The organism is Bradyrhizobium sp. WSM471 (genome assembly GCF_000244915.1).
Lineage (GTDB): Bacteria > Pseudomonadota > Alphaproteobacteria > Rhizobiales > Xanthobacteraceae > Bradyrhizobium.
On the sequence record NZ_CM001442.1, the window covers coordinates 2632589 to 2647526 of the forward strand.

At 65.1% G+C, this 14938-nt stretch carries 20 protein-coding genes and 1 tRNA gene; 8 read left to right on the forward strand and 13 right to left on the reverse strand.

Annotated features, from left to right (window positions below; genetic code table 11):
* Positions 1-64 precede the first annotated feature (64 nt).
* The 4 genes from BRA471DRAFT_RS11320 to BRA471DRAFT_RS11335 all read left to right on the forward strand — a co-directional run bounded on the left by BRA471DRAFT_RS11320 (position 65) and on the right by BRA471DRAFT_RS11335 (position 2679).
* Complete coding sequence (locus BRA471DRAFT_RS11320; RefSeq protein WP_007607214.1) at positions 65-934, forward strand: sulfurtransferase; 870 nt, start codon at positions 65-67, stop codon at positions 932-934.
* 87 nt (positions 935-1021) lie between these two features.
* Positions 1022-1726 (forward strand): RNA polymerase sigma factor, encoded by a 705-nt coding sequence (locus tag BRA471DRAFT_RS11325; protein ID WP_007607217.1) that lies wholly within the window; start codon positions 1022-1024, stop codon positions 1724-1726.
* A gap of 91 nt (positions 1727-1817) precedes the next feature.
* A complete protein-coding gene (locus BRA471DRAFT_RS11330) occupies positions 1818-2351 on the forward strand; it encodes a DUF4142 domain-containing protein (protein ID WP_007607218.1) in 534 nt (177 codons plus the stop codon).
* 10 nt (positions 2352-2361) lie between these two features.
* Positions 2362-2679 (forward strand): cupredoxin domain-containing protein, encoded by a 318-nt coding sequence (locus BRA471DRAFT_RS11335; RefSeq protein ID WP_007607219.1) that lies wholly within the window; start codon positions 2362-2364, stop codon positions 2677-2679.
* Positions 2680-2771: 92 nt separating this feature from the next.
* Here the strand turns inward: BRA471DRAFT_RS11335 and BRA471DRAFT_RS11340 are convergent, their stop codons facing one another.
* The 4 genes from BRA471DRAFT_RS11340 to BRA471DRAFT_RS11355 form a co-directional block, all read right to left on the reverse strand.
* A complete protein-coding gene (locus BRA471DRAFT_RS11340) occupies positions 2772-3038 on the reverse strand; it encodes a hypothetical protein (protein WP_007594892.1) in 267 nt (88 codons plus the stop codon).
* 253 nt (positions 3039-3291) lie between these two features.
* Entirely contained in the window at positions 3292-3669 is a 378-nt protein-coding gene (locus BRA471DRAFT_RS11345) for a TIGR02301 family protein (RefSeq protein WP_007607220.1), read from the reverse strand.
* A 47-nt stretch (positions 3670-3716) separates the two neighbouring features.
* On the reverse strand, positions 3717-4151 hold the full coding sequence (locus BRA471DRAFT_RS11350) for an NUDIX hydrolase (RefSeq protein WP_007607221.1): 435 nt from the start codon (positions 4149-4151) through the stop codon (positions 3717-3719).
* An 18-nt stretch (positions 4152-4169) separates the two neighbouring features.
* Positions 4170-4670 carry a hypothetical protein gene (locus BRA471DRAFT_RS11355; protein ID WP_007607223.1) on the reverse strand — a complete coding sequence of 167 codons (501 nt, stop codon included), beginning with the start codon at positions 4668-4670 and terminating at the stop codon, positions 4170-4172.
* 63 nt (positions 4671-4733) lie between these two features.
* Here BRA471DRAFT_RS11355 and BRA471DRAFT_RS11360 point away from each other — a divergent pair, with 63 nt between their 5' ends.
* Positions 4734-5489, forward strand: a complete 756-nt coding sequence (locus BRA471DRAFT_RS11360; protein ID WP_007607227.1) for an SOS response-associated peptidase — start codon at positions 4734-4736, stop codon at positions 5487-5489.
* 12 nt (positions 5490-5501) lie between these two features.
* Here the strand turns inward: BRA471DRAFT_RS11360 and BRA471DRAFT_RS11365 are convergent, their stop codons facing one another.
* The 6 genes from BRA471DRAFT_RS11365 to BRA471DRAFT_RS11390 form a co-directional block, all read right to left on the reverse strand.
* Positions 5502-6695, reverse strand: a complete 1194-nt coding sequence (locus BRA471DRAFT_RS11365) for a CaiB/BaiF CoA-transferase family protein (RefSeq protein WP_007607229.1) — start codon at positions 6693-6695, stop codon at positions 5502-5504.
* Positions 6696-6731: 36 nt separating this feature from the next.
* Positions 6732-7661 (reverse strand): hypothetical protein, encoded by a 930-nt coding sequence (locus BRA471DRAFT_RS11370; protein WP_007607231.1) that lies wholly within the window; start codon positions 7659-7661, stop codon positions 6732-6734.
* Between the two features lie 274 nt (positions 7662-7935).
* On the reverse strand, positions 7936-8517 hold the full coding sequence (locus BRA471DRAFT_RS11375) for a hypothetical protein (protein ID WP_007607233.1): 582 nt from the start codon (positions 8515-8517) through the stop codon (positions 7936-7938).
* Positions 8518-8526: 9 nt separating this feature from the next.
* Positions 8527-8970 carry a GNAT family acetyltransferase gene (locus tag BRA471DRAFT_RS11380; RefSeq protein WP_007607235.1) on the reverse strand — a complete coding sequence of 148 codons (444 nt, stop codon included), beginning with the start codon at positions 8968-8970 and terminating at the stop codon, positions 8527-8529.
* The gene (locus tag BRA471DRAFT_RS11385) at positions 8967-10394 is read right to left on the reverse strand and encodes an FAD-binding oxidoreductase (protein WP_007607237.1); all 1428 of its coding nucleotides are present in this window, start codon (positions 10392-10394) and stop codon (positions 8967-8969) included. The genes BRA471DRAFT_RS11380 and BRA471DRAFT_RS11385 overlap by 4 nt, the downstream gene beginning before the upstream one ends.
* Positions 10395-10414: 20 nt before the next feature.
* The gene (locus tag BRA471DRAFT_RS11390; RefSeq protein ID WP_007607238.1) at positions 10415-11404 is read right to left on the reverse strand and encodes an L-threonylcarbamoyladenylate synthase; all 990 of its coding nucleotides are present in this window, start codon (positions 11402-11404) and stop codon (positions 10415-10417) included.
* 68 nt (positions 11405-11472) lie between these two features.
* Between BRA471DRAFT_RS11390 and BRA471DRAFT_RS11395 the strand changes: the two genes are divergently transcribed.
* Positions 11473-11549: transfer RNA gene (locus BRA471DRAFT_RS11395), tRNA-Pro, on the forward strand.
* 204 nt (positions 11550-11753) lie between these two features.
* Here the strand turns inward: BRA471DRAFT_RS11395 and BRA471DRAFT_RS11400 are convergent.
* From BRA471DRAFT_RS11400 to BRA471DRAFT_RS11410, 3 genes are all read right to left on the reverse strand, one after another.
* The gene (locus BRA471DRAFT_RS11400) at positions 11754-12080 is read right to left on the reverse strand and encodes a hypothetical protein (RefSeq protein WP_007607239.1); all 327 of its coding nucleotides are present in this window, start codon (positions 12078-12080) and stop codon (positions 11754-11756) included.
* A gap of 238 nt (positions 12081-12318) precedes the next feature.
* Positions 12319-12543, reverse strand: a complete 225-nt coding sequence (locus BRA471DRAFT_RS11405) for a hypothetical protein (RefSeq protein ID WP_007607243.1) — start codon at positions 12541-12543, stop codon at positions 12319-12321.
* 151 nt (positions 12544-12694) lie between these two features.
* Positions 12695-12925 carry a hypothetical protein gene (locus tag BRA471DRAFT_RS11410; RefSeq protein ID WP_371258310.1) on the reverse strand — a complete coding sequence of 77 codons (231 nt, stop codon included), beginning with the start codon at positions 12923-12925 and terminating at the stop codon, positions 12695-12697.
* A gap of 214 nt (positions 12926-13139) precedes the next feature.
* On the opposite strand from BRA471DRAFT_RS11410, the gene BRA471DRAFT_RS11415 reads away from it, so the two are divergent.
* On the forward strand, positions 13140-13598 hold the full coding sequence (locus BRA471DRAFT_RS11415; protein WP_007607247.1) for a hypothetical protein: 459 nt from the start codon (positions 13140-13142) through the stop codon (positions 13596-13598).
* A gap of 188 nt (positions 13599-13786) precedes the next feature.
* Complete coding sequence (locus tag BRA471DRAFT_RS11420) at positions 13787-14746, forward strand: N-carbamoyl-D-amino-acid hydrolase (RefSeq protein WP_007607249.1); 960 nt, start codon at positions 13787-13789, stop codon at positions 14744-14746.
* The last annotated feature ends 192 nt before the right edge of the window (positions 14747-14938 follow it).

A 14938-nucleotide genomic window follows, 5' to 3' on the forward strand; every position in this document is an offset into this window, starting at 1 on the left:
CCACAACTTGATCCTGTGGCAATGGGTCCTGGCTTTCGCCAGGACGACGCTGAGGGAGGAGTGAATGACCCAACCGACACCCCTCATCACCACCGAGCAACTCGCAGCCCAGCTCGGCGATCCCAACCTGCGCCTCTACGACTGCACGACCTACAACGAGCCGGTGCCACCAGGCAGCGATGTGCCCTATCACGCGGTGCCCGGCGACAAGACGTTCGAGGCGGGCCACATCCCGGGCGCTGATTTTCTCGACCTGCAAGGCGAGTTCTCCGACGCCTCCGCGCAGCAGTTCTTCATGATGCCTGATGTGGCCCAGTTGGAGGCCGCCTTCGGCCGCCACGGCCTCGATGCATCCAAGTCCGTCGTGCTCTACAGCATCGGCACCATGATGTGGTCGACGCGGTTCTGGTGGATGCTGCGCTCGCTCGGCGTCGATGCGCGCGTGCTCGATGGCGGCCTCGACAAATGGAAGGACGAGGGGCGCCCGATCGTAACAGGCGCGCCGAAGGGTTATCCCGCCACGACCTTCAAGGCCACGCCGCGCGCAGGTTTCTTCGTCGACAAGAATGCAGTGAAGGCGCGGCTCGGCGATCCCGCGACTGTTATCGTCAACGCGCTCGGTCCGCAGTTTCATCGCGGCCTCGAGCCGAGCCGCTACGGGCGGCCCGGCCGTGTTCCCGGCAGCGTGAACGTTCCCGCGGCAACGCTCACTAGTTCCGACAAGACGCTGACGACGCTCGCCGATGCCGAAGCCAAATTCGTTGCGGCAGGCGTCACCCGTGACAAGAATGTGATCTGCTATTGCGGTGGCGGCATCTCGGCGACGATCGACCTGCTGCTGCTGACGCAGCTCGGTTACGACAAGCTGACGCTATACGATGCCTCGATGGGCGAGTGGGCGAGGGATCCGGCGCTGCCGATCGAGACGGATTAGGCCTCCGGGGGAGGCCAGAAAGTTGGGAACCTTTCCCTTGGGGCGGCATCCAATGTCCGGACGAAGCCAAACGAGCAGGTGACCGCCATGCCACGGACCGCAGCCGGCCTATCCGCCGGCGCCAAAACATCGGAAATCCGGACCCTGGAAGCCGAACTGGTCGAGCGGGCGCGGGGCCGTGACGAGGCCGCGTTACGCGAGATCATGCAGGCCAACAACCGCAGGCTCTATCGTCTGGCGCGCGGAATTCTGCGCAGCGACAGCGAAGCCGAGGATGTCGTTCAGGAAACCTATGTCCGCGCCTTCACCCATCTCGACGGCTTCCGCGGCGAGTCCGGGCTGTCGACCTGGCTGTCGCGCATCGCCATCAACGAGGCGCTTGGCCGGGCGCGAAGCGCCAGGCCGCATGTCGAGCTCGGCTCGGTGCCCGAAGCGATGCTCGAGGCGCAGATCATCAAATTTCCCGTTTCTTCCGCAGGCGATCCGGAAAGGACCATGGCCCAACGTGAAATCCAGCGCGTCGTCGAGCGCGCCATCGATGAGTTGCCGCATGTCTTCCGCATGGTCTTCGTCGCACGCGTCATGGAAGGCATGAACATCGAGGAGACCGCCGAGCTGCTCGGCGTCAAGCCCGAGACCGTGAAGACGCGGCTGCACCGTGCGCGGACCATGCTGCGCGAGAACGTCGAGAAGGAGATTGGTCCGGTGGTGATGGATGCGTTCCCGTTCGCCGGGTGGCGCTGCGAGCGGCTCACTGTGTCAGTGCTGAAGCGGCTCGGCATCGGCGGCTGAAGTTTTTCGGGAACGTTCGCGCCAGAGTCCCATCCAACGCCTGTGAAGCAACGCGCCGGCAAAGCGTCCGGCACCACAGGAGTGTCAAACCATGTTCGTTCGTTGGAGCGCGGCGATCGCCGCTGCAGTCTTGTTGTCGAGCCCCGCGCTGCTGCAAGACGCCAGAGCAGCCGACAAGCCGACCGATCCGCAGATCGCCCATATCGCCTACACCGCGGGCGTGATCGATATCAACGCAGCCAAGCAGGCGCAGAAGAAGGCCAGGAACAAGGACGTGAAGGCGTTTGCCGAGGACATGCTGCGCGACCACGAGGCCGTCAACAAGCAGGCGCTCGCGCTGGTCAAGAAGCTGAACGTCACGCCTGAAGACAACGACACCAGCAAGGCGCTGTCGAAGCAGGCAAGCGAGAAGCTCGCCGAATTGGACAAGCTGAGCGGTGCGGCGTTCGACAAGGCCTATGTCGCGAACGAGGTCGCCTACCACAAGACGGTCAACGGCGCGCTGGAAACCCAGCTCATTCCATCCGCCAGCAATGCCGAACTGAAGAGCCTGCTGCAGACCGGCCTGAAAATCTTTCAGGGCCATCAGCAGCACGCCGAGCATGTCGCGGCGGAGCTGAAATAGGGAGGCGATGATGCCGGGACGATTGTCCGCGATCGCGACAGCGGTCCTGCTCGTGGCGTTGGCCGTCCCGGCGCACGCTGCGACAATAGAGATCACGATGGAGAATCTCGAAGTGTCGCCGAAAGACGCTTCGGCGAAGGTCGGCGACACCATTGAATGGATCAACAAGGACGTCTTCGCCCACACTGCGACGGCCAGGAACGGCGATTTCGACGTCAACCTGCCGGCGAAAAAATCAGGGACGTTGGTTTTGAAGAAGGCGGGCACGATCGATTATTACTGCCGCTTTCATCCCAACATGAAAGCGACGCTCAAGATCGAGCCTTAGCGGGCTGGGGGCGCATCCCCGTTTGCAGCGGAAACTGGCCCCGCCCGCGTGGCGGGGTCATTTTCGGCAAGGCTTACTGCCTGGAGAAAGACTTACTGTCTGGAAATGTCGACCGAGAATTCGCCGTTGCGGATTCGGCCGGGAAAGCCTTCGACGAACTTCGCCACCGCGTCCTCGCCATAGGTGCCGACGAGCTCGGCAAGGGCCGCGAACAGGCTCGCCTGCGCCAGGCAGTCGCCGTCGACGCCATCATGGCGTGCTTCGGCCCAGGCCTCGTTGAGATAGCTCAGTGCGGCCTGTTTCTGCTCGTGATCGGGCAGCGGCGCGCGTGCGGGGGCGTAGGACACTGGATGGCTCATGAAACTCGTCGGGGCTGGGGCGCGATCCACGGCGATGCGCTGTGCGAGAGGTGTAGCACGCGGGTTAACGCCCGCTAGGCCACATCTTTAGGAACGGTTAACGGCTGTGTACAAAGTCGATGACAGGGTTCCCGCCGCTGTCATTCCGGGGCGCGCGCAGCGCGAGCCCGGAATCCATCTGGTCGCAGAGACGGTGGAAGAATGGATTCCGGGCTCGCGACTTTGTCGCGCCCCGGAATGACGAATGGAGAGTTCAGTTCGCGTAACGCGCCGTGAGATCGCGCGAGATCTTCGCGCCTTCCTCGATGTAGCGGCGGATCGCCACCGTCGCGGCCGGCGTGCAGCTCCGGTAGGTCTGCTGGAAACCGTTATAGCCGCGGTTGAAGCCGGCGATCATGCGGGTGCGGCGTTCGCCGGCGGGGGTTTCGGCATCGATCAGCGCCTGCATCTCGCTGCGCCATTTGTTGCCCTCGTTGGACCCGCAGATGCCGCGCAGATAGTGCAGCCCGCCGAGGATCTCCGCCAGCCGCTGCAAATCGCCGTCAAACGGCGCTGCCCCGTCCTGAGCCCTCGTGGGCACCGAGGCGCAGGCGAGAATCAGGGCAAAAATGGCCAAAAATCGCGTCGACATCGGCCGGGTGTATGCCTCCTCGGGGCCGTGGACGCAAGGCGGGGCCGTCAGGGGCCGATCAGCCCGCGGGCGGACTGGATGACCTCTTCCAGCCCGCCGGTCAGCTTGAGGTCGCCAAGGCTCGCCAGGGCCTCCGGGGCGATCCAGCGGTAGTCGTCGAGCTCGTCGTTGAGAACCGGCTCCCGGGCCACCCAGCGGGCGGCAAAGGACATGATCAGATAGTGGCCGGCGCCCGCCGCGGCCGGCAGCACTTCGCGCCAGCCCGCGAGCCCAACGATGTCGATATCGAGCCCGGTCTCCTCGTCGATCTCGCGCGCCAGCGCCTGGTGCAGCGATTCGCCGAATTCGACCCGGCCGCCCGGCAGCGAATAGAACCCCTTTGCCGGCGAGCGTGCGCGACGGGTCAGAAGCACCTTGCCGTCTCGAAAAATCGCGGCACTGACCGCGATCTGGGGACGGGAGGGCTGAACGATCGCAGCCATGACTTCACCTGCTCGGGCCTAGTTCGCCATGATGGTGTCGATGTCGGCTTCCGCGCCGCCATTGATGATGCCGCCGCAGGCCGCGATCAGCGGCTTGACCCACTGGGCGGCCTGCTCGGCGAGGCGAACGCGGGTCGTGTCCTTCTCGACCTCGCGCATGGCCGAGCCGACCGCCGTCAGGATCGAGGTCATGGTGTCGGTGAGGTGGTCGAACTGGGCGCGCACGTTCGGGTCGGCCTTTTCATAGGCCTCGATCGCCAGATCCCGGGCCTTGAAATTCGAGGCGGTGAAATGCTCGGCATAGGACAGCGGCGACCAGGTCAGAAAATCTTCCGCGCATTCCGGCATGTCCGGCACCATTTCCAGTAGCATCACGGCTTCATTGAAATGGTTGAGATAGTCGGTGGCAAGCCCGGTCCGCGGGTTGATGTTGGCCACGCGCAGCCGCTCGGCCCAAGCCGCGGCCTCGGGCGCCGTCTGTCCATGCATTCGCGCCGGCTGGGAGACCGTTGAGCTCATCTGCCGCAGTGTTAACGTTCGGGGTTAAAAGGACCTGAACGGACCCTATATAGGCCCTCAAGGATGTGTGGACGCTTCGTCATAACTTCGGCCCCCGCGGCTTTGCGGCAACTGTTCGGCTACATCGAGCAGCCGAACTTCCCGCCCCGGTTCAACGTGGCCCCGACACAACCGATTCCGGTCGTGCTGGCCGAGAACGGCGCGCGCCATTTTCGCCTGATGCGCTGGGGCCTGTTGCCGGGCTGGGTCAAGGATCCCCGCGGGTTTACGCTCCTGATCAATGCGCGTTCCGAGACGGTGCTGGAGAAGCCCGCCTTCAAACGCGCGATTCGCCGGCGGCGCGGCCTGATTCCGGCCGACGGCTATTACGAATGGAAGACGGAGGATGGCCGCAAGCAGCCATTCTTCATCCATCGTGCCGACGGCGCGCCGCTCGGCTTTGCCGCATTGTTCGAGACCTGGGTCGGGCCGAACGGCGAGGAACTCGACACGGTCGCGATCGTCACGGCGGCCGCAGGCGAGGATCTCGCCACGCTGCATGATCGCGTGCCCGTCACCATCAGTCCGCGCGATTTCGAGCGCTGGCTCGACAGCCGCAGCGATGACGTCGATGCCGTGTTGCCGCTGATGACCGCGCCACCAATCGGCGAATTCACCTGGCACCCGGTCTCCACCCGCGTCAACCGCGTCGTCAACGACGACGACCAGTTGCTGTTGCCGATCAGCGCGGAAGAGATGGAGGCGGAGGCTCCGAAGAAGAAGGTGGTGCGGAAAGCGGCGGCCGGGTCGGCCGATGACGGGCAGGGGTCGTTGTTTTAGGCGGCTTCGCCCTTACACGATCTCCCTCGCCCGCAACGCTGCGATCTCCGCCGCGTCGAACCCCAGTTCGCCCAGCACCGCGTCCGTATCCGCCCCCAGCTCCGGCGCCATGCGGTCCAACCTGCCGCCGCCATGCGCGAGCTTGAATCCGCTGCCGGCGAAACGAAGGCGGCCGTAGGGCGTATCGAGTTCCTGGATTGCGCCGCGCGCCTTGATCTGCGGATGGTCGATGACTTCCTCGACCTTCCAGATGCTGGCGCAGGGCGCGCCGGCATCTTCCAGGATGGTCTCCCATTCGCGCGCCGGCCTGGCCGCGAGTGCCTGTTCGATGATGGCGCGCAGCGCCGGCTCGTTCTCGTTGCGCGCAAACCAGTCGGCAAAGCGCGGATCGCTGAGCGTGTCCTCACGGCCGAGCGCCGACATCAGCGCGCGATATTGCTTCTCGTTGTTGACGGCGAGCAGGATGTGACCGTCGCCGCATCTAAACAAATTCGCCGTGGTCCTGCGGCTGACAGCCTGATTGCCCGACAGCTGCTGGCGATGGCCGGCGACCGACCAGTCCGCGACCTGCCCCGAGAGAAACGCCATCGTCGCCTCCAGCATGGAGACGTCGATCAGCTGGCCCTTGCCGGTGCGATCGCGCTGGTACAGCGCGCTCGACACGCCGAACGCAGCCGTGGCGCCCGACAGCACGTCGCACACCGCAAAGCCCGCACGCGTCGGGCCGGTTTCGGGATGACCCGTGATCGCCATGATGCCGGACAGCGCCTGCATCTTGCCATCATAGCCGGGGCGAAGCCGGTCCGGACCGGTCTGGCCGAAGCCTGATACCGCGCAGTAGATCAGTTTCGGATTGATCGCGGACAGCGCGTCATAGCCGATGCCGAGCTTGTCCATCACGCCGGGGCGGAAATTCTCCATGACCACGTCGACCTGGCTCGCGAGCTTCTTCACGATCGCGATCGCATCCGGCTTTTGCAGATCGAGCGTCAGGCTGCGCTTGTTGCCGTTGATGGCCTGGAACGCCGGCGCGAGGCCGCGCTCGGCCCATTCGCGCGAGAGCGGCGTGCGGCGCATGTCCTCGCCCTCGCGCCGCTCGACCTTGATGACGTCGGCGCCCAGCAGCGCGAGCTGGTAGCTCGCATAGGGGCCGGCCAGCACTTGCGTGAAGTCCAGGATCTTCACGCCCTCGAACGGTCGCGTCACGTCGCTCTCCCTGTTTCTTTTGGTTGTCGGAGGACGTCAGGCGGCGCGATTGCCGCGCGCGATCTCCTTCTGCTTGTCGAATTCGGCACGGCGGCGCGCCAGCTCTTCGGCTGAGAGCTGCGCGACGTTGTTGTAGTCGAGCTTCCAGGAGGCGTCCTCGCTCCAGCGCAGCGGCGACTGCATCGTGGTCTGCGGGCCGCTCGCGGTCTCCAGCAGTTTCAGCGCCAGCTCCAGCGTCTGCGCCTGCGAGGCGATGTCGTGCGGCTTGCCGGCGGAATTGCCGAGTGGGAAATCCGAGAACAGGAAGCGCGGCACGGCGGCGTGCTCGATGATGTCCTTGGCGCAACCCATGATCACGGTCGGAATGCCATTTGCCTCGAGATGCCGCGCCACCAGCGCTGTGGTCTGGTGGCAGACCGGGCAGTTCGGCACCAGCACCGCGACATCGACCTTGTCGGCAAGGCAGCGCGCCAGGATCTCCGGCGCGTCGGTGTCGAGGGTGACGCGATGGCTGCGGTTGGTCGGCGCGCCGAAGAAGCGCGGGGCCACCTCGCCGACGCGCTCCGCAGCGCTCGCCTTCAAAAGCTGCGGCAGCGGAAACCAGCTGCCATTGTCGGTGGCCGTGGTGTGCTTGCGGTCGTAGCCGATATGCGAGATGCGAAGGTCGTGCTGCTTCGCCGTGTCGCCGTCATAGACCTGGTAGAATTTGGCGCCGCCATTATACGCCGCGCCCGGCCCCTGGTCGCCCTTGGTGGGATCGTAAGGCGCGGCGGTCGTGATGATGGTGACGCGCGATTGCGACAGCGGCTTCTTCAGCGGCTGGAACGGCGCCTCGGTGTAGTGGGCCCAGCGATACGCCGTGGTGTAGCCGATCGCGGCGTAATAGTCCCGCGTGCGCTGCATATAGGGAATGGGGGCGTCATAGTCGGGCGCAAAGCCGAATTCGTCGTCGCGCGAAGCGGACATGGGGCGCGTCTCCTGGTTCTTGTTGGCGACAGACTAGAGATAGTTTTGGTGTTGCTCAACGGGGAGAGTGGTGGCGCAGGTCAGAATTGCACTGATAGAGCCAGGCTCGCTTTTTTCCCTCTCCCCTTGCGGGAGAGGGTGGCTCGCCGCGAAGCGGCGAGACGGGTGAGGGGTCTCTATCCGCATGCAACTGAGCTCGTGGAAACGTACCCCTCATCCGGAGCTTCGCGCCACCTTCTCCCGCAAGGGGAGAAGGAAGAAAGCAGCTCGGCACCTACCTGAACACATGCAGCGCCGCGTATTGCAGCAGCATGATTGCCTTGGCGTCGATGATGCGGCCGTCCGCGATCATCGAAAGCGCCTCGTCGATGCCGAGCTCCAGCACCTCGATGTCCTCGCCTTCATGCTCGAGGCCGCCGCCGTCGCTGACCCGCATCTCCGGTTCGTATTCGGCGACGAAGAAATGCAGCTTCTCGGTGATGGCGCCGGGGCTCATGAACGCCTCGAACACCTTGTGGACGTGGTGCAGGCGATAGCCGGTTTCCTCCTCGGCCTCGGCGCGGATGCGCATTTCGGGCGACGCGTCGTCCAGCACGCCGGCGGCCGCCTCGATCAGCAGATCGTCGTAGCCGCGGATGAACGCCGGCAGGCGGAATTGCTTCACCAGGATCACCGTACGGCGTGCCAGATTATACGGCAGCACGGCCGCGGCGTTGTCGCGCTCATAGGTCTCGCGGTGCTGCGTCTGCCATTCGCCATTGGCGCGTCGGTACTCGAACGTCGTGGTCTTCAAGGTTGTCCAGCCGTCCGAGAGCACGCGGACGTCCTTGATGCGGACGCGGTCGGAAATCGTCATGCTTCGATCTCAATTGCTTGGCGTTGTGGTGCGGCCGTCGAGCCACTTCTGGAACATCACCGAGGTCGATTCCTCGAAACCCAGAGACTGGTAGAACGCATTGGCCTGCTCATTCCCGCGCCGGACCAGGAGCTGGAGCTTCAGAATTCCAGCCCGGCGCAGCCAGTCTTCGGCCGCGGCCATGATGACGCGGCCGTAACCACGCTTCTGGCTATCCGGATCGACGGCGACGTAATAGACCCAGCCGCGATGGCCGTCATGGCCGACCATGACGGTGGCGACGATGGCGCCGGCCTCGCGGCCGAGCAGGATCGTGGAATTATCGCGCCGCCGCGCCAGCGCGATGTCGGCATGCGGATCGTTCCACGGCCGCGTCAACCCGCAGCGCTGCCACAGCGCGACCACCGGCTCGACATCGGCCTCGGTGATCGCGTCGATCGCGAAAGCACTCACAGCACTTTGCCCGGGTTCATGATTCCAAGCGGATCGAGCATCGCCTTGAGCTGCCGCATCAGCTCGATTGCGGTCTTGTCCTTCACGTCGGGCAGCTCGTCGCGCTTGAGCACGCCGATGCCGTGCTCGGCCGAGATCGAGCCGCCCATGCGCAGTACGATCGCGAACACGACCGCGTTCATCTCGTGCCAGCGCGCCAGATAATCCGCGGTGTTGGCGCCGATGGGCTGGCTGACATTGTAGTGCAGATTGCCGTCGCCGAGATGGCCGAACGGCACCGGTCGCGCGCCGGGGATCAGTTTGACCACGGCTTCATTGGCCTCGGCGATGAAGGCGGGCACGGTGGCCACCGGCACGGAAATGTCGTGCTTGATCGAGCCGCCCTCCGGCTTCTGCGCCGACGACATCTCGTCGCGCAGCTTCCAGAAGCCGGCGCGCTGGGTCAGATTGGCCGCGATCACCGCGTCGTCGACGATCTCGTCCTCCATGGCGCGGCCGAGAATCGTTTCCAGCGGCGTGCGTGCGTCGTCGCCTGGCGACGACAATTCCATCAGCACGTACCAGGCATGCTTTTGCGCGAGCGGATCGCGCACGTCGATGCCGTGGCGGATCGAGAAATCGACCGCCATCTCCGAGAGCAGCTCGAAACTCGTCAGCGCATTGGCGGCCTCGCTTTGCGCGATCGCCAGCAGCTTCAGCGCGGCGTCCGGCGACTTCAGCCCGACGAAGGCGGTCTCGATCGACCGCGGCTTCGGAAACAGTTTTAGCGTCGCCGCGGTGATGATGCCGAGCGTGCCTTCCGCACCGATGAAGAGATTGTGCAGATTGTAGCCGGTGTTGTCTTTCTTCAGCTTCGACAGCACGTTGAGCACACGCCCGTCCGCCAGCACCACTTCCAGCCCCAGCGCCATCTCGCGCGCGACGCCATAGGCGAGCGCGGCGGTGCCGCCGGCATTGGTCGAGAGATTGCCGCCGATGGTGCAGCTCCCTTCCGCGCCCAGCGAGAGTGGAAACAGCCGGTCCATTTCGGCGGCCTTCTGCTGCGCGATCTGAAGCACGACGCCGGCCTCGCAGGTCATGGTGTTCGACGCAGTGTCGATCTCGCGGATCTTGTCGAGCCGGCGCAGCGACACCACCACCTCACCATTGTGCGGGGTCTGGCCGCCGACCAGCCCGGTATTGCCGCCCTGCGGCACCAGCGCGATTTTGTGCTCGGAGGCGAGCTTGCAGATAGCGGCGACTTCGGCGGTCGAGCCGGGGCGCAGCACCAGCGGCGAGCGGCCGTGGAACAGATTGCGCTCCTCGGTGACATAGGCCTCGATGTCGGCCGCATCGGTGATGGCGTGCCTCTCGCCGACGATCTTGCGGAATTGTTCGATCAGCTCGGGCGCTAGCGGTGGGGTGCCGGGATGATTGATGTTCATTGTCTTCTCTTGCTTCGCTCTTATCGCGCCACAGCCGCCCGGCGCAGCCGGTCATTGATCGCTTCGCCCAGATCTTGTTCGGGGATCGCCATCACCGCGATCGCCCGCGGCCCGCTGGCATCGAGGGCGCGAAGATAGCCGAACAGATTGGCGGCGGCTTCATCGAGATCGCCGGTGGGCGACAAATTCATGACGGCAGCGGCGGCCTCCACGCCGGGCAGGCGCGCGGGGCCGAACGCCAGCAGCGCTTCGCCCGGCGCCACGTCCTGCGCATTGAGCCGTACATGGGCACGCGGCGCGTAATGCGAGGCCAGCATGCCCGGGGCGAGCGGCTGGCTGTCGTCGCTGTCGGCCTCCGCAGGCAGTCGCGCCAGCGCTGCGCCGAGCACGGCCTCGATCCGCTCGCGTGACAGCCCGCCGGGCCGCAGCAGCATCGGCGCATTGAAGCAGCCGACGATCGTCGATTCGACGCCGACCGTAACCGGCCCGCCGTCGACGATCAGGTCGATCCGCCCCGCAAGGTCGCCCTCGACATGGGCTGCAAGCGTCGGCGAGACGTGGCCGGAGAGGTTGGCGGACGGCGCCACCACCGCCCCGCCGAAGGCGCGCAGGATTGCCTGCGCCACCGGATGGGCCGGAATGCGGATCGCGACCGTATCGAGGCCCGCGGTGGCGAGCTCGGCCACCGGGCAGTTTTCCGTTTTCGGCGCCACCAGCGTCAGCGGCCCCGGCCAGAACGCCTCCGCGAGGCGCAAGGCGCAGGCGTCGAATCGCCCGATCCTCCGCGCGGCCGCGAGGTCGGCGACGTGCGCGATCAGCGGATTGAAGGCCGGCCGCCCCTTGGCTGCGTAGAGATGGGCGATCGCGCCGGCATTTCCGGCGTCCGCTCCGAGCCCGTACACCGTTTCGGTCGGGAACGCGACCAGCCCGCCGGCGGCCAATGTCCGGGCGGCAGCTTCCGCGCCGGCCGCACCGGCCGGTAAAATCAGCGTTTCAAGACCCGTTTTCACAGGGATAAGATTCCTCAGCTCGGCCGCTTGCGGTGCGCCAAACCCGACGCTATAAGCCGGCCTCTTGTCGGAGTGTGGCTCAGCCCGGTAGAGCACTGCGTTCGGGACGCAGGGGTCGCAGGTTCGAATCCTGCCACTCCGACCATTCTTCCAAAAGTCGACGTTTTCCTAAAGGCTCGTTCCCAAAGGCTTGGCGGACCGGCCGCCGGACGCCCGGGAGCGTCTTCTTGCAACGATTTTCAGGGCGGGTCCACGGCCGATTTGGCCGGACAGGGCCGCGTGTGCGAGCGGCATGGCTCGGCGTTTGGCCGATATCGATAATTCGGCGTTGCAAGCCTCGGTCAGAGGCCTATCGCCGCGCCACCAGCACACCGATCATAAACGCAATCATCAGCGCCGGCAGCGGCGCCTCGCGGACCATGCCGCGAACGATTTGTGTCCAATGCTGCTCCGGGACGAGGTTCGGAGACCTGATCTCGGGCGCTGGCTTGATGCCCCATTCGGAGGCAAGCTCGGCGATCTCGCTTGAGGCGAGCCGCGCGCCGTCGCGGACGCGGAAGATGGCGGCTTCCGTGCGCTCGCGCGGCGCAAGCAGCATCATCGTCGTGACGGCCGTACGCAGGGTCATCTCGCCGTAGCCTTGCAGCCTGACCGATTCCTCGGGGTCGGACGTCATCGCAAATACCTCCCAGCGCCAAATGCTCTACAGCGCCAAATCCCTTACAGCGCGAAGTGGCGCGCGATGGTGAATGCCATCGTCGCGCACAGGACCAGCGTGGATACAGCGCCGGCCACGCCGCGCGCGAGATCGGCCCGCGTCAGGTGCCTGGTCATGATTTTGCTCCATGCTCGGCATGGCAATGGCGGGGAGGCGGCGTTGGTTCCTTGCGCGACGGGCGAATCGCGAACGCCGGCTACTTCCGCAGCAACTCGCTCAGCGCGGCCGTCGCCTCGGCGCAGCGGATCTCGTCGATCTCGCGCGACAGGCTAAGCGCGCTCGATCTGAGCTCTTCGACTTTCCAGCTCTCGGGGTGCTGGGTCTCCAGTTGAGCGAGCCGCTTGTTCAGCTCGTCCAACCTGGTTTGCAATTGTTCGACGCTGGCGGCCCCATTCACCACCCAGACTCGTTGCGCACGCATCGTAGTTCCCCTGCTCGTCTCACGGCGTTGTGAGAGGGGTTCGTGGCCGCAATGGGAATTAGTTTTGTCCGGCTTCAGACGGACGGGAACCGTTGCAGATTGGCAACGCGAGTTCCTTCGCGTTGACCGGGAGCTACCGCCGTCGCGCGCATCAGGCCGCGCGCGGCCACTCGGTCGATCGCTTTTCAAGCCGGCTTTCGAGGATGGCGATGCTCACCCGGATATTGTCGCGGCGGGCCCGCAGGTTCTGCGCGAGCATGGGGTAGGCCACGTTCTGGGGATCGGAGATTCCAGCCTTCCGCTCTTCCTCCAGAATGTCGGCGTCGATCATTTGCATGCGCCAGCGCAGATCGGAGATCAATGCGTGGAGCTGGGTCGGCATGGTCGCTTCGAAACGGGACGTCGGATGCATGATCGCCTCACGATGAGACAGACCCACTGCGGGTCTGTGAGATTTGACTCCCGTGCAGCAAGCGGAATGCCAGTGCCCGGCTGAGCGAGTTCCTCTCCCGCGATTGCTGCGGCGTCGGGCCGGAACGATTACCACTCTTTCCCGTTGCTGCAGGGGCCTCGACAATGAGGCGATCGAGGGACCCATGCCGCTCATCCGCTATTTCGTCTTCACCGGCAGCGCTCTGCTCGCCCTCCTGTACCTTGCTGACTACTACATGGCCGGCCCCGTGAGTGCGGCTGCAGAGACCGGGCCGGACCTCTCGATCGCCCGGATCCATTCTGCGCAGACATGGCCGGAGAAGATCGTCTTCGACACCAACGTGCGACAGATTCCGTTGACCAAAACCGTGGCGTCAACATCAGACGCGGCGCCGCCGGCCGCGCCGGAAGGTACGCGCCAGGCACTTGCGATGGCGGCGCAGCCCGCCGCGGAGCTCAAGGCTTCGGACGTTAAGGCTTCGGACGCCAAGGCCGCGGAGCCCAGGCAGGCCAAGGCGGCCGCACGGAACAAGCGCGTCGCGGAGCGGCATCGTCGCCGCCAGCCCTCGCGCATGGCGGCGCGCAGTCAGTTCTTCAACGAGCCCGTCGCCGCAGAATGGTGAGCGGCGCTCCATGAGGGTATTTTCGCGCGACCTGGATGCGGTCAATCGCAATTCATCCTCGGCGCGTCCCACGTGACGGTCGGGCTGCCTCTCGGTTGGGCACCGTGCCGGACAGCGAGGCTGTGCGCGCGACGCATCGCACGATAGTCTCTGCCGCGACCTGACGGGAAGCGGACGAGGGAAAATTTGTGGCGAGATTTGTGACTGTGGCGGCCGGCCAGCTCGGCCCTGTGGCGCGGACCGAGACCAGAACCGCGGTCGTGGCGCGCCTGATGGCCCTGACGCGCCAGGCGCACGCCAACGGCTGCGACCTGATCGTCTATCCCGAGCTCGCGCTGACCACGTTCTTTCCGCGCTGGTATTTCGAGGATCAGGCCGAGATCGACAGCTTCTTCGAGCGCGAGATGCCGGGGCCGGAGACCAGAGCCCTGTTCGATCTCGCGCGCGAGATCGGCATCGGATTTTGCCTTGGCTATGCCGAGCTGACGGTCGAGGCCGGGCTTGTCAGGCGCTACAACACCTCCATCCTGGTCGACCGAAGCGGCGCCATCGTCGCCAGATATCGCAAGGTACATTTGCCCGGTCATGCCGAGCACGAGCCCTGGCGCGAATTCCAGCATCTGGAAAAGCGCTATTTCGATCCGGGCAGCAGTTTCGGCGTGACCGAGGCCTTTGGCGGCGTGATGGGGATGGCGATCTGCAACGACCGCCGCTGGAGCGAGACCTATCGGGTGATGGGCCTGCAGGGCGTCGAGATGGTGATGATCGGCTACAACACGCCGGTGCACAATCCGCCCGCGCCCGAGCATGACGATCTCTCGCTGTTTCACAATCAGCTGGTGATGCAGGCCGGCGCCTATCAGAACGGCACCTTTGTGGTCGGCGTCGCCAAAGCGGGTGTCGAGGAGGGCGTCGACCACATCGGCGGAAGCTGCATCATCGCGCCCTCCGGCGAGATCATCGCGCGATGCACGACCAAGGGCGACGAGATCGCGCTCGCCCGCTGCGATCTCGATCTCTGCAATTCCTACAAGCGCACCACCTTCAATTTCGACGTTCACCGTCAGCCGCAGGCCTACGGGATGATCGTCGAACGAAAGGGCGTGACACTCATGGCCGACGGAACGCCGGTGCGAACGAAGGAGTGAGGCTTCGTAGCCCGGATGGAGCGCAGCGCAATCCGGGGCCGCTCGCCCGGCGTTCGGCACCTTCCCGGATTACGCTTGCGCTCCATCCGGGCTACGAGACTCTTCCTGTGTCGCCCTCCGTCAACCCCTCCCCGCAAAAATATTCCACTTTACCGAAATTCGGTTTTGTCGTATATGTCGCCCATCCCGGCT

Coding starts and splice junctions, on each gene's coding strand:
- BRA471DRAFT_RS11320 (WP_007607214.1), top strand. CDS start 65: ATGACCCAACCGACACCCCTCATCACCACCGAGCAACTCGCAGCCCAG.
- BRA471DRAFT_RS11325 (WP_007607217.1), top strand. CDS start 1,022: ATGCCACGGACCGCAGCCGGCCTATCCGCCGGCGCCAAAACATCGGAA.
- BRA471DRAFT_RS11330 (WP_007607218.1), top strand. CDS start 1,818: ATGTTCGTTCGTTGGAGCGCGGCGATCGCCGCTGCAGTCTTGTTGTCG.
- BRA471DRAFT_RS11335 (WP_007607219.1), top strand. CDS start 2,362: ATGCCGGGACGATTGTCCGCGATCGCGACAGCGGTCCTGCTCGTGGCG.
- BRA471DRAFT_RS11340 (WP_007594892.1), bottom strand. CDS start 3,038: ATGAGCCATCCAGTGTCCTACGCCCCCGCACGCGCGCCGCTGCCCGAT.
- BRA471DRAFT_RS11345 (WP_007607220.1), bottom strand. CDS start 3,669: ATGTCGACGCGATTTTTGGCCATTTTTGCCCTGATTCTCGCCTGCGCC.
- BRA471DRAFT_RS11350 (WP_007607221.1), bottom strand. CDS start 4,151: ATGGCTGCGATCGTTCAGCCCTCCCGTCCCCAGATCGCGGTCAGTGCC.
- BRA471DRAFT_RS11355 (WP_007607223.1), bottom strand. CDS start 4,670: ATGAGCTCAACGGTCTCCCAGCCGGCGCGAATGCATGGACAGACGGCG.
- BRA471DRAFT_RS11360 (WP_007607227.1), top strand. CDS start 4,734: ATGTGTGGACGCTTCGTCATAACTTCGGCCCCCGCGGCTTTGCGGCAA.
- BRA471DRAFT_RS11370 (WP_007607231.1), bottom strand. CDS start 7,661: ATGTCCGCTTCGCGCGACGACGAATTCGGCTTTGCGCCCGACTATGAC.
- BRA471DRAFT_RS11375 (WP_007607233.1), bottom strand. CDS start 8,517: ATGACGATTTCCGACCGCGTCCGCATCAAGGACGTCCGCGTGCTCTCG.
- BRA471DRAFT_RS11385 (WP_007607237.1), bottom strand. CDS start 10,394: ATGAACATCAATCATCCCGGCACCCCACCGCTAGCGCCCGAGCTGATC.
- BRA471DRAFT_RS11400 (WP_007607239.1), bottom strand. CDS start 12,080: ATGACGTCCGACCCCGAGGAATCGGTCAGGCTGCAAGGCTACGGCGAG.
- BRA471DRAFT_RS11405 (WP_007607243.1), bottom strand. CDS start 12,543: ATGCGTGCGCAACGAGTCTGGGTGGTGAATGGGGCCGCCAGCGTCGAA.
- BRA471DRAFT_RS11410 (WP_371258310.1), bottom strand. CDS start 12,925: ATGCCGACCCAGCTCCACGCATTGATCTCCGATCTGCGCTGGCGCATG.
- BRA471DRAFT_RS11415 (WP_007607247.1), top strand. CDS start 13,140: ATGCCGCTCATCCGCTATTTCGTCTTCACCGGCAGCGCTCTGCTCGCC.